Below are 11976 nucleotides of genomic sequence, written 5' to 3' on the forward strand. Positions count from 1 at the left end.
AATGCTCAATCATGCTTAGTTTGTTAATTGCAATTCCCCTAGTTGGTAGCCTGTTAATCGGCTTGCTACCCTCTTCCTTTACCCCCCAACGGATTCGCTCGATCGCCCTAGCTTTCATGGCAGTAACCGGGCTGTTGACCCTGAAATTAACCCTAGATTTCGACCTAGATAATCCCGGTTTTCAGTGGGAAGAATATCTGCCCTGGATTCCCCAATTAGGGTTATCCTATAGTTTGGCAATGGATGGCTTATCTTTACCTCTGGTAGGGTTAAGCGCCATTTTGACCCCTATGGCGATCGCCAGTAGTCGCCCCGACATGAATCGCCCCCGTCTTTACTACTCCATGATTTTGTTAGTAAATGCGGCGATCGCTGGTGCTTTTCTCTCCCAAAATCTCCTGCTGTTTGTGCTGTTTTATGAATTGGAACTCATCCCCATTTATCTATTAATTAGCATTTGGGGCGGCGAAAAACGCGGCTATGCAGCGATGAAGTTCCTCATTTATACCGCCATCTCAGGAATTTTAATTTTGGCAGGTTTCCTAGGGATAGCTTGGTTAAGTGGGTCAGGAAGTTTTGATTTTAGTGCCATTAATACTCAGAATTTATCATCAATTAGCCAACTGGTTTTGATGATCATTCTCCTAATTGGATTTGGGATTAAAATCCCTCTAGTCCCCCTCCATACCTGGCTACCTGATGCTTATGTAGAATCTTCCGCCCCCGTCACCATTTTACTGGGAGGTCTATTAGCAAAACTGGGAACCTATGGATTAATTAGATTTGGCTTACAACTATTCCCAGAAACCTGGCAAATCATCGCCCCCGGATTATCCATTGTCGCCGTCTTTAGCGTCATGTATGGGGCTTTAACCGCTATTTCCCAACAAGATATCAAGCGCATGGTTGCCTATAGTTCCATCGGTCACATGGGTTATATTATTGTCGCTATGGCTGCGGGAACTGAAGTTAGTCTGATTGGCGCTATTTCCCAAATGGTCGCCCATGGGTTGATTTTAGCTATTCTATTCCACTTAGTTGGCATAGTTGAAGTCAAAGTGGGAACTAGGGATTTAAAACTCTTAAATGGCTTAATGAACCCCCTTCGTGGTCTACCTCTCACCAGCGCCTTATTAATTATGGCAGGAATGGCGAGTGCGGGTATTCCTGGGTTAGTGGGATTTGTGGCAGAATTTCTGGTTTTTCAAGGAACTTTTGCCGTCTTCCCCATTCAGAGTTTACTCTGTATTATTGCCTCTGGTTTAACCGCTGTTTATTTTGTCATTTTGCTTAACCGCACTTGTTTTGGTAAGCTAGACAATGATTTAGCCTATTATCCCCAAGTTGCCTTTTCTGAACAAGCGCCAGCTTTGATTTTAGCCCTGTTAATTCTGTTCCTAGGCGTGCAACCTAGTTGGTTATTACGCTGGTGTGAACCTACAGCCAAACAAATGGCGATCGAGTTAAGTATTCATCCCGTGCAACAGGTAGCTATTCAACCCGAAAATCCTTCGAGTTTATGATGTTTTCCCCGCAGTTCACTTAATTACTGTTGATTATGACAACCAGTTTCATGCAAGCAGAAAAAACCCCCACTAAATTACCGCCCTCTCAACATGAGTTTGCGGAGATTATTCATCGCTTAGAGGCGGGAGGCGCTATGCTACCCGATACACCCGAAAATTTGATGCAAATTATCGGCATTTATAAGGCTTATGCCGTCCCTATGGATTTCTATTGGCGCGATTTGTTGTATATTGCTGAACGGGTGTTCCTAAATCCGTTGCCGTTTTTTAAATACTTTTTACCCCGGGAATATTTAGACCTGCATAACCATTATGCCGGGGATGATGCCGATTTAAGGATTTGGCGCGGAGAAGCGATCGCTCACCCGGAATTATTGGCATTTATGCAGAAAGGGGAAACCCGAAAAATGCCCAAACTCCTCCATCATTTATGGCACGATCGCGTTAATATGGAGTTCGCCGAAGCCTGTATGCAAGCCATGTTTTGGCATCGAGAAATGGGCGGCAGATTTGACAGTTATTTAGACACAGACGAATATAAAGCCAATGCTGACCGCGCTATCCGCGCTTATTTCCGCAAAAATCCGGTCATGCTGGGTTTATATAAACTGTTCCCCGATATGTTCTTAGAACAGGTCAGGCAACTATCCTATTATAGCAATTTAGGGCTATTTTGGGAAGTTATGGCTCCCGTGTTTTTTGAAATGAGCGATCGCTATGATGAGGGGACAATGACCACCGTACCCGAGGCGATGAATTTCCTGGTTAATGGCATTTTTGCGATCGCAGGTCGCCCTATTTATCATCATGTTTATATTGATGGCGAATGTTATGAAATCGTCCCCAAATCCAAGGGTTTTATGTGGCTCTATGAAGCTGCCTTACCCTATGTAGAAGCCGTTTTTTATCGCACCGCACCTTTCCGGGGTACCAAGTCCTACAACGCCCAAGCTAAAGAAGTTCCTGATGACCAGAAAGATTTTCATTATGGTATTCTTTACGCCGATATTTTCCCAGTTGGTACCGCTGGAATACCACCGACTTTATTAATGCAGGATATGTATCACTTCTTACCCCCCTACTTGGTGGATTATTACCAGAAATATTGCCGAGGTGAGGATGATATGTTGATTCAGTTGGCTAACACTTTTCAGCGTTCCATGTATTGCGTCACATCAGCCGTTATTCAGGCTCTAAGGACTGCTTTACTATATCCCCTTGATGACCCCAACCCCCGCCACTTAGAAGCCAACAGAGCCTTTTTTGAGGCGCAAATGGATCGATTTAAACGCCCCGAAGCACGGTTAAGGAATATTCAAACTCCCAATTACCGTTAAGCTAAATTCCCCGTAGGGTGCGTCATACCCAGGCTATATGAATCCCAACCCGATAATTTGGGGATGACGCACCATGGCAGCCCTAGCGCAGCATTACCGAGGGGTGGTAGATATGGTATTAGGTTTCATGAAGTAATAAGACGGCACATTCAGCCAACCTAGCGACTTGTTCTGCGACCGACCCCATTAACACCCGTTTAACGCCAGTATAGCCGTGGGTAGGCATAACAATTAACTCTATGTTTTGAGCTTTAGCATAATCGACAATTTCATGGCTAGGTGTACCAATTAAAACCGTGACCTTTGCGCCATCAAATCCTCTTTTAATCAACTCATTGTTCAAAGCGTCTTCTGCGTGTTGTTGTCGAGACTGAGGACTAACTGATTGCCACATAGAGCCAGGTTCTGCGGGGTGTAATTTAGGCAAAATATGGAGAATGTGGAGTTGCGATATATCGGGGACCAACTCTCGCGCTGGGGATAAAGCAGCAAAAGAAAGTTCAGAGAAATCGATAGGGACTAATACCGCATTTTTATTAAACCAACTCATCAGTTACTATCCTTTACTATCCTATTGTGTTTTTCTACGACGAATTTCATCTCCTACTGTGGAATTTAATTGCGCCCCCAGAAGCACTACTAGGGAACTAATATTTAACCATAACAGGAGAACAATAAAAGTGCCGATCGCACCATAGAGAACATTATAATACTCAGACTGGTAAACATACCAGCGAAATAAATTAGAGATTAAAGCCCAAAAAATCGCGGCCATAATTGAGCCAGGAATTAAGGGAGTTTTAGGCTTTCGGTAACTAGGGCCATAGCGATATATCAGAGCAAAGTTAGTGGAGACAATGCCGAGGGTAATTGGCCACTGTAGACGATTCCAAGTATCCAATAATGTTGATTGAAGCAAACAATCTTGGACAGGTTCTTGAGCTAAACACATATCAATTTTATCGAGGGGACAGTTACCCACTGTTTCTAAGATGCAACTTTTGCGGGCAAGAATTTCGACCAAAAAATCACTAATAAAGACCGCCCCTGATGCCATAATCAACAGCAATAATGTACCCAAAGTCAAAGCGATCGCAATTAATTTTGACTTCCAAAAAGGTCTAATTTTATCTGGTGGCACTTGATGAATCCTATTTAAGGCTTCCATAGCGGAACTAATCACCCCAGAAAACAGCCAAATAGAAATAATAAAACTAAACGAAAATAGTCTAGGGCTAAGACTTCTTCCCGATTGGCTCATAGTTGCCCCAATCAATTTTTGCACTTGTTCTGGTACGACTTCCCCTAACAAATTCGCCATTTCCAATAGGGTTGATTGTATAGATGGATTGGCACTAATAGCGGCTAACAGAGCAAAAAGAGCGGGAACCAGTGCTAAGGTAGAGTGATAAGCCATTTCGGCAGACAAACCGTATAACCGTTGTTGAACAGTACGAACTCCTAAACTATGAATAGTCTGCCAATTGAGGTAGGTAAAGAATAGAACAAAATCCACCACGCGCTTTTTGATTTGACGACCTAGCCACCATAGGCATTTGAAAAGGATAATCAGCAGATCGGCGGTTTTGGCTGCTACCCACTCAAACCCCAGATACCATGCTTTACGGTTGAGTATCCATAGGGTTTTCAATCCCTGTAGCAGGGTTAACAGCAGCTTCCATAGCCGGTGTAGGATGATTAATAACAGGTTAACTACCATTTCAGCAGCACAGTCTATTATCTGGTTGAAACTTGGCAGCTTGAACCGACAGTGCAATATTGCCCTATTTAGGTGATATAAAAATTGGCAGGGCAATGCGAGTAGCATTTTGCGGGTTGGGGGAAATTTAACCAGGGCTACTTTATAGTATGACCTGTTGTGGAAGGTTTAACACAGAGACAGGGTGTTACTGATGGTTTAAACTTCCCCAGGGATTCAATGTTTCCGGTTGCTTATGGATTTTTAGGTTGAGTTATGAATCAGGATATTAGACAATGGTTGGATGAAATTAAGCGATTGCAAGAGCAGTTAGGACAACTGCGATCCGATCGCGATCAGGCTTTAGCCAGTGCCGACCAGTGGCGAGAGCGTTATAATACCGAAGCCCAGCAGCGCCGAGAAGAGGTGCGCCGCCATCAAGATGCGATCGCTCAACTGCGCCGAGAACTTGAACAACTACAGAATAAGTTTGGGGTTGCTAAAAACGAGATTCTGACGCGAGTACAAACCGAGCGGGAGGTTGAGGGCTTAGAAACCGTGGAGGAATTGAAAAATAAGATTATCCAGATTACCCTAGAACGCGATCGCGCTAGGGAACAGGTCTACCAAATAACGGCAGCCCTAGAGAAAGAGAAAGCCGATCACCTAGAAACCCGCAACAGTCTCACTACCGCTTTAGGGGACACCATGGACCTGCTCACCAAGGCTCAAAATGCGGCTAACTCCAATAGTTAACCCTCCGGTATGGGAAACTCGGCGCTACAGTACGGCTACAGGAGGGGGGGGTGGCACTGGAGTTGAGCAACCCCCTCCCATTGGCTAAAATCCCATAGCTTTAGCTACTGCGTCCAAATTAGCAGCAATACCCTCTTTAGTGGGGTTATTACTGTGTTTGATAGCCACGTCGGGGTCTTTTAACCCATTACCTGTTAAGACACAAACTACAGTGGCTCCTGCTGGTACTTGGTCTTTGACTTTCAGGAGTCCAGCTACGGAGGAGGCGCTGGCGGGTTCACAGAAGATGCCTTCTTGGGAGGCTATAAGGCGATAGGCGTTGAGGATTTCTTCGTCAGTAACGGCGCTAAAACTGCCTTGGCTGGCTGATTGGGCTGCTATAGCCATATCCCAACTGGCGGGGTTGCCGATACGAATGGCGGTGGCGATAGTTTCGGGATGGGTGACTGGGTGACCATTAACTATGGGGGCGGCTCCGGCTGCTTGAAATCCCATCATCCTAGGGAGGCGATCGCATTTTCCTTCTGAATGATACTGACAAAATCCCATCCAGTAGGCGGTGATATTTCCGGCATTTCCCACAGGGATACACAACCAATCGGGTGCATCACCTAAAGCGTCTACCACTTCAAAGGCGGCGGTTTTTTGTCCTTCCAAGCGATAGGGGTTCACCGAGTTAACTAGGGTGACAGGATATTGGCGGGAAACCTCCCGCACAATGGTTAGGGCTTCGTCAAAGTTTCCTTCGATAGCTAAGACTTCCGCACCATAAAGGAGAGCTTGGGCTAGTTTCCCCAGGGCTACATAACCCAATGGAATCAGGACAAATGCTTTTAATCCGGCACGACGCGCATAGGCTGCCGCTGATGCTGAGGTGTTACCTGTACTGGCACAAATGACGGCTTTGGCTCCCTCTTCTTTGGCTTTGGATATAGCCATAGTCATCCCCCGGTCTTTAAATGACCCAGTGGGGTTCAATCCGTCATATTTCACATATACCTGCACCTGTTTTCCGATTTCGGCGGCAATGGTGGGGACTGGAATTAGGGGGGTATTACCTTCTTGCAGGGTGACAACGGGGGTGGCTGAGGTAACAGGTAGATAGTCCCGGTATGCTTCAATCAGACCGGGCCAGATATTGAGTTTTCTTTCAGTTGCGGGCAAAGTCAGGGTCATTTCAATGTTACAGTTTGTTGTTTTGGGCTCAATTTACTTGACTTTTCAAGGTTGCCGTGCTATATAACTTGGGGCTAATGGGTTAATCAGCCCTTGAGTCTTACTCAGGTGAAAACGGTTTCGCGCCTGTCACGTAAAACTCCTGGGAGGGTTGGAAGCTCCCTGATTGATCACGGAGAGGAAAACCGACTCAAGCGGCTTTAGCCGCCAGCACCCCCTTGCGGGGTGGAGGGGTATGGTTGCCCCTCCATGGAGCTATGGTTGGCTCCGACTCCCTTGCGGGGTAATGTTTGCTTCGCCAATGTTCAGAGTCGGTACTATCCAAATCGCACGTCCTTAACCCCTTAGAGATGTTTAACGATTCGGTTCTAGAGCCTGGAACTAGCACGCATTCCAGGGTAGGAACTTTAACTCTTGCTCTGAACGTAGCCAGTTAAGGCTTAGGCTGGTCAGCTACCTGAAAGGGGGGCACGAAGCCCCTGTGCTTCAGCCGGGGGTGCTGACCCTTAACTCAGTTTACTCCTGATTTAAACATCCAGCCACTTGCCTTGGGGGGCGATGATGTTTTTCTTAAAAAAAGTTTAACATGGAGTGAAAATATAGTTAAGATTTGTTGATGTGCCAGTTAAGTTTATAAATCCAACTAATTACTGATGCCAACTCCTTCATCGACTTTATCGCGTCCACAAAATCTGTCATCCTTGCCGTTGTCTTCAGCTTCCGGCCAAATAGACAAGATGCCATCCATATATAGTGTTGATCAGCAAGTGAAGTTTTTGCATCTTCAAGCTGAGGTGGACACTCTGCTGCTAGAATTACAAACTATCAAGCAAATGCGATCGCTTAGTCCCACCGACCCGAAAAATTAGGCCCAATCCCGCCAGGGGGCCAATAATCAGCAATCAGAAATTAGCGATCGCGATCGCAGACGGTATGCTATAAATGATCAGACTACACTTAACCGTCTGAGGGGTTGATTCAACTATTTGGAATCAGCCAGTCTTGGTTGAGGATTGCTCTCAATCTCAGGGTCAGGTAACTCCATCAAAAAAGACCGCTTAGGCGGGTTAATTGGCTGAGATACCATTACTGTAGGTTGGGAAAGTTGTCGGCTACCTTAGCAGTTAAAAAAGCACATTCATTCAGAAGCCAGGCACCAGTAATGGTGGCTTGGTTTTCCCTTAAAATTCATCTATGACCCTATCAATTGTAAAGTCTGAAGATTCATCGTCACGCCCCTCCGCAGTTCCCTCGGATTTGCGCTTGAGAGATATTATTAACACCCTTCCTAGTGATGTGTTTGTCCAGGACCGATACAAAGCTTGGATGACAGTAATCATTAACGTTGTCATGGTGGGTTTAGGATGGCTAGGAATAGCGATCGCTCCCTGGTTTCTCCTTCCGGTGTTGTGGGTATTTACAGGGACCGCCCTCACCGGATTTTTTGTGATCGGACATGACTGCGGACACCGCTCATTTTCTCGGAATGTTTGGGTAAATGATTGGGTAGGTCATATCCTGTTTCTGCCGATTATATATCCCTTTCACAGTTGGCGTATTGGTCACAACCAACACCATAAATACACTAACAGAATGGAGTTAGATAATGCTTGGCAACCCTGGCGTAAAGAAGAATACCAAAACGCTGGTAAATTCATGCAGGTGACTTATGACCTTTTCCGAGGTCGCGCCTGGTGGATTGGTTCCATTCTACACTGGGCAAGCATTCACTTTGACTGGACAAAATTTGAAGGTAAGCAGCGCCAACAGGTTAAGTTTTCCTCTCTGTTGGTCATCGGCGCGGCGGCGATCGCATTTCCGACTATGATTTTAACCATCGGAGTGTGGGGATTTGTCAAGTTTTGGGTCATTCCTTGGTTAGTCTTCCACTTCTGGATGAGTACCTTTACCCTACTTCATCACACCATCGCCGACATTCCCTTTAGAGAACCCGAACAATGGCACGAAGCCGAATCCCAACTATCAGGGACTGTTCACTGCAATTATCCCCGCTGGGTTGAGTTTCTCTGTCACGATATCAACGTTCATGTTCCCCACCACGTCACCACCGCAATTCCCTGGTATAACCTCCGTAAAGCCTACGCCAGCTTACAGGAAAATTGGGGTGAATATCTCTATCCTGAGTGTGATTTTTCCTGGGGTTTAATGAAGCAAGTTGTTGACCACTGCCATTTGTATGATGAGAATAACAACTATCAGTCAATCTCTGACTACAAAAAGAGTTTAGCAGTCATAACTGATAATTGATAATTGTAGGATCGCGTCTGGGCTGTAAATTTTCAATTCCCCAGCACCATATTAATAAACCCGCCCTCAGCATTGATAATTGTAGGGGCGGGTTCTGCTGTAAATTGGTTATTCCCCAGGAGGATATGAATAAACCCGCCCCAGGGTGTCGGCTGAGAAACCGGGTTTCTTGACCTCTGCGATAATTATTAATTATTAATTGTAGGGGTTGGTCGTGATTGACAGAAATATCGAATTATGTTATGGCTATAAGGATGATGTATAACCTCATAGCGATAGCAGCTAAAGACATTCACTTATGTCAAGCCCCACCGTCAGCCGGAACTGGAAACCGATAATCAAAGAATTTGCCGCCGTCGTAGGTAAGCGGGGGGTGGTTCAGCGACGGGAAGAACTCCTAGTTTATGAATGTGATGGACTAACCAGTTATCGCCAACGTCCCGCTTTGGTGGTCCTTCCCCGCACTACAGAAGAAGTCGCAGCAGCAGTGAAAATATGCGATCGCCATAATATACCCTGGGTAGCGCGAGGGGCGGGAACTGGACTATCAGGAGGTGCATTACCCGTAACTGATTGCGTGATGATTGTCACCGCCTTAATGCGCCAAATTCTGAAAGTAGACCTGGAAAACCAGCAGGTCGTCGTACAACCTGGCGTGATTAATAACTGGGTAACTCAAACCGTCAGCGGTTCAGGATTTTACTACGCCCCCGACCCCTCCAGCCAGATTATCTGTTCCATTGGTGGTAATGTCGCTGAAAATTCCGGTGGTGTTCACTGCTTGAAATATGGAGTCACCACTAACCACGTCCTCGGCTTAAAAATCGTTACCCCTGACGGGTCTATCGTCGATATAGGCGGTTCAATTCCCGAAATGCCAGGATATGACCTGACCGGTTTATTTGTGGGGTCAGAAGGGACCCTAGGCGTGGCTACCGAAATCACCCTCAGAATTCTTAAAGCCCCCGAATCCATTTGTGTCCTGTTGGCAGACTTTGCTACCATTGAAGAAGCCGGACAATCCGTCTCTGATATTATCGGGGCGGGGATTATTCCTGGTGGTATGGAAATTATGGATAATCTCAGTATTAATGCCGTGGAAGATGTCGTTAATACCGGATTATATCCCCGAGATGCTGGGGCGATTTTATTGGTGGAATTAGATGGTTTGCAGGTGGAAGTAGACCGCAATAAACAGCGGGTGGCAGAGATTTGTAAACAAAATGGCGCGCGGAATATTACTACCGCCAATGAACCCGAAAAACGCTTGAAAATGTGGAAGGGTCGGAAGGCGGCATTTGCGGCGGCGGGTCATATTAGCCCAGATTATTATGTCCAAGATGGGGTGATTCCTCGGACTCAGATGGCTTATGTATTGAAAGAAATTGCCGCTTTGAGCGAAAAGTATGGCTATCGCATTGCCAATGTCTTTCATGCGGGAGATGGGAATTTACATCCTTTGATTCTCTATGATAATTCGGTGGAAGGTGCGTTAGAAACCGTCGAAGAAATTGGCGGCGAAATTTTGAAAATCTGTGTTGATGTGGGGGGGAGTTTGTCCGGGGAACACGGTATTGGGGAAGATAAAAAGTGTTATATGAATCAGATGTTTAATGAACAGGATTTGGAAACTATGCAATGGGTGCGATCGGTTTTTAATTCTAAGGGTTTGGCTAATCCCGGTAAAATGTTCCCTACACCTCGCACCTGTGGAGAATCCGCTAAAGTTCAGAATGTTAAGAAGTTTGATGGGGCTGAGGTTTTTTAAGGGCTAACATAACCTGGTTACTGTGTCAAGGCAACTTAACAAATCTTAACTATCGGCGAGGGGGGGACTCAACCGACCCGGATAATCAACTTCCCACCTATAGCTAATCTGGGAGGTTGCGCGATCGCCTGATCTGACCTAGGATAAAATCAGAATGCCCAACCTAGATAATCTCAATTAATTGCCTTTACCATGACTCATTCTGCCCCTGATGCTGATATCTGGCCGCAACTTCTCCAACAACTCCTAGATCATCAGTCCCTTTCCACCGACCAAGCCTCAATGTTAATGGAAGGATGGCTGAGTGAGTCTATCCCCCCTGTCTTATCCGGGGCGATTTTAGTGGCTCTGCAAACCAAAGGAGTATCTGGGGAAGAATTGGCGGGAATGGCGAAAGTATTACAAGCGCAGTCCCAATCAGGAAATTTACCCACCCCCAGCGCAGATGGTTTGAAATCTAAATTTTCCCTAATCGATACCTGTGGAACCGGGGGAGATGGGGCATCGACGTTTAATATTTCTACTGCTGTGGCGTTTGTGTGCGCCGCCGCCGGGGTTCCGGTAGCTAAACATGGGAATCGTTCGGCTTCGAGTAAAGTTGGCTCTGCAGACGTATTAGAGGGGTTAGGAGTGAATTTAGGAGCGCCCCTAGAAAAGGTGAGGGCGGCGGTTGAACAGGTGGGGATTACTTTCCTATTTGCACCGGGTTGGCATCCGGCTATGAAGGCGGTAGCGCCCTTACGTCGAACTCTGAAGGTGCGGACGGTATTTAATCTTTTGGGACCTTTGGTTAATCCTCTGCGTCCGGTAGGGCAAGTTATTGGGGTGTTTGATCCGAGTGTTTTGGATGCGATCGCCCAAGCCCTAGGACATCTTAACATAGAAAGGGCTATTGTCCTCCATGGACGGGAGGGTTTAGACGAGGCGGGTTTAGCGGATGGTACGGATTTAGCTATTCTATCTGAGGGTAAGGTAATGCGATCGCTCCTGAACCCAGAAGATTTAGGCATCAACGCCGCCCCTATTAGCGCCCTGAAGGGGGGAGAACTTGCCGACAATATGGAAATTTTAACCCAGGTGCTACAAGGGAAAGGAACGACCCCCCAAGAAGATGCTGTGGCGCTCAATAGTTCCCTAGCTTTACAGGTGGCTGGAGTAGTTCCACTCCAGGAACATCACCAAGGCTATAGCCTGGCGCTGGATATCCTCCAAAGTGGCGCGGCGTGGTCGAAATTACAGGAGTTGATCAAGTTCCTGAACTAGCTTTAAATAAGGCGATCGCTCCTAAATGGTAGGTTTAAATGGTGCGATCGCTCCTAAATCGTAGGTTTAAATGGTGCGATCGCTCCTAAATGGTAGGTTTAAATGGTGCGATCGCTCCTAAATGGTAGGTTTAAATGGTGCGATCGCTCCTAAATGGTAGGTTTAAATGGTGCGATCGCTCAA

The 11976-nt window shown here is 46.3% G+C and carries 10 protein-coding genes; 7 read left to right on the plus strand and 3 right to left on the minus strand.

Annotation, left to right across the window (positions count from 1 at the left end; translation table 11 throughout):
* The first annotated feature begins 11 nt into the window (after positions 1 to 11).
* Positions 12 to 1523: an NADH-quinone oxidoreductase subunit M gene (locus NLZ44_RS07290; RefSeq protein ID WP_493752324.1), complete on the plus strand. Its 1512-nt coding sequence runs from the start codon at positions 12 to 14 to the stop codon at positions 1521 to 1523.
* A gap of 35 nt (positions 1524 to 1558) precedes the next feature.
* Positions 1559 to 2863, plus strand: coding sequence for a CO2 hydration protein (locus NLZ44_RS07295; protein WP_493752325.1), 1305 nt, complete (start codon positions 1559 to 1561; stop codon positions 2861 to 2863).
* 118 nt (positions 2864 to 2981) lie between these two features.
* On the opposite strand, the gene NLZ44_RS07300 is transcribed toward NLZ44_RS07295, so the two are convergent.
* Positions 2982 to 3413, minus strand: coding sequence for a universal stress protein (locus NLZ44_RS07300; protein ID WP_493752326.1), 432 nt, complete (start codon positions 3411 to 3413; stop codon positions 2982 to 2984).
* 21 nt (positions 3414 to 3434) lie between these two features.
* Positions 3435 to 4583, minus strand: coding sequence for a YihY/virulence factor BrkB family protein (locus NLZ44_RS07305; RefSeq protein ID WP_493752327.1), 1149 nt, complete (start codon positions 4581 to 4583; stop codon positions 3435 to 3437).
* Positions 4584 to 4838: 255 nt separating this feature from the next.
* Between NLZ44_RS07305 and NLZ44_RS07310 the strand changes: the two genes are divergently transcribed.
* A complete protein-coding gene (locus tag NLZ44_RS07310; RefSeq protein WP_493752328.1) occupies positions 4839 to 5318 on the plus strand; it encodes a hypothetical protein in 480 nt (159 codons plus the stop codon).
* A gap of 84 nt (positions 5319 to 5402) precedes the next feature.
* On the opposite strand, the gene thrC is transcribed toward NLZ44_RS07310, so the two are convergent.
* Positions 5403 to 6494, minus strand: coding sequence for a threonine synthase (thrC, locus tag NLZ44_RS07315; protein WP_046318724.1), 1092 nt, complete (start codon positions 6492 to 6494; stop codon positions 5403 to 5405).
* Between the two features lie 737 nt (positions 6495 to 7231).
* Here thrC and NLZ44_RS07320 point away from each other — a divergent pair.
* The 4 genes from NLZ44_RS07320 to trpD all read left to right on the plus strand — a co-directional run bounded on the left by NLZ44_RS07320 (position 7232) and on the right by trpD (position 11793).
* Positions 7232 to 7363 (plus strand): hypothetical protein, encoded by a 132-nt coding sequence (locus NLZ44_RS07320; protein WP_493752329.1) that lies wholly within the window; start codon positions 7232 to 7234, stop codon positions 7361 to 7363.
* 325 nt (positions 7364 to 7688) lie between these two features.
* The gene (locus NLZ44_RS07325) at positions 7689 to 8762 is read left to right on the plus strand and encodes a fatty acid desaturase (protein WP_493752330.1); all 1074 of its coding nucleotides are present in this window, start codon (positions 7689 to 7691) and stop codon (positions 8760 to 8762) included.
* A gap of 298 nt (positions 8763 to 9060) precedes the next feature.
* Entirely contained in the window at positions 9061 to 10530 is a 1470-nt protein-coding gene (gene glcD / locus NLZ44_RS07330; protein WP_493752331.1) for a glycolate oxidase subunit GlcD, read from the plus strand.
* 192 nt (positions 10531 to 10722) lie between these two features.
* Positions 10723 to 11793: an anthranilate phosphoribosyltransferase gene (gene trpD / locus NLZ44_RS07335; protein ID WP_493752332.1), complete on the plus strand. Its 1071-nt coding sequence runs from the start codon at positions 10723 to 10725 to the stop codon at positions 11791 to 11793.
* The last annotated feature ends 183 nt before the right edge of the window (positions 11794 to 11976 follow it).

It is taken from the genome of Arthrospira sp. PCC 9901 (genome assembly GCF_059013425.1).

Coding starts and splice junctions, on each gene's coding strand:
- NLZ44_RS07320 (WP_493752329.1), top strand. CDS start 7,232: ATGCCATCCATATATAGTGTTGATCAGCAAGTGAAGTTTTTGCATCTT.
- NLZ44_RS07300 (WP_493752326.1), bottom strand. CDS start 3,413: ATGAGTTGGTTTAATAAAAATGCGGTATTAGTCCCTATCGATTTCTCT.
- glcD (WP_493752331.1), top strand. CDS start 9,061: ATGTCAAGCCCCACCGTCAGCCGGAACTGGAAACCGATAATCAAAGAA.
- NLZ44_RS07295 (WP_493752325.1), top strand. CDS start 1,559: ATGACAACCAGTTTCATGCAAGCAGAAAAAACCCCCACTAAATTACCG.
- thrC (WP_046318724.1), bottom strand. CDS start 6,494: ATGACCCTGACTTTGCCCGCAACTGAAAGAAAACTCAATATCTGGCCC.
- NLZ44_RS07305 (WP_493752327.1), bottom strand. CDS start 4,583: ATGGTAGTTAACCTGTTATTAATCATCCTACACCGGCTATGGAAGCTG.
- NLZ44_RS07310 (WP_493752328.1), top strand. CDS start 4,839: ATGAATCAGGATATTAGACAATGGTTGGATGAAATTAAGCGATTGCAA.
- trpD (WP_493752332.1), top strand. CDS start 10,723: ATGACTCATTCTGCCCCTGATGCTGATATCTGGCCGCAACTTCTCCAA.
- NLZ44_RS07325 (WP_493752330.1), top strand. CDS start 7,689: ATGACCCTATCAATTGTAAAGTCTGAAGATTCATCGTCACGCCCCTCC.
- NLZ44_RS07290 (WP_493752324.1), top strand. CDS start 12: ATGCTTAGTTTGTTAATTGCAATTCCCCTAGTTGGTAGCCTGTTAATC.